The organism is Streptococcus sp. KR, from assembly GCF_002238115.1.
Lineage (GTDB): Bacteria > Bacillota > Bacilli > Lactobacillales > Streptococcaceae > Streptococcus.
Genome location: NZ_NGVM01000304.1, coordinates 1 through 240, shown reverse-complemented (window position 1 = coordinate 240; position 240 = coordinate 1). Strand labels below are relative to the sequence as shown.

Here is a 240-nt window from a genome sequence, read left to right as displayed (position 1 = left end):
ATTTTGTTTTTCCAGATGATTTAGAGGACTTTTATCCTAAGACAAATCGAGAAAAAATTGAAACGAATATCGCCGCAATTGATCTTGTTAAAAGATTAGAAAAAGAGAGACGACAAGCAAATCCAGAAGAACAAGAACTACTAGCCAAGTATGTCGGATGGGGTGGCCTTGCCAATGAATTTTTTGATGAACTCAATCCAAAGTATGAAACAGAACGTTTAACTCTTAAGAGCTTAGTAA

At 35.0% G+C, this 240-nt stretch carries 1 protein-coding gene; it reads left to right on the top strand.

The features are described 5' to 3' along the window. Positions 1-240, top strand: a 240-nt coding sequence (locus CBI42_RS12055; RefSeq protein WP_142294174.1) for a hypothetical protein, incomplete at both ends; no start/stop codon positions are given.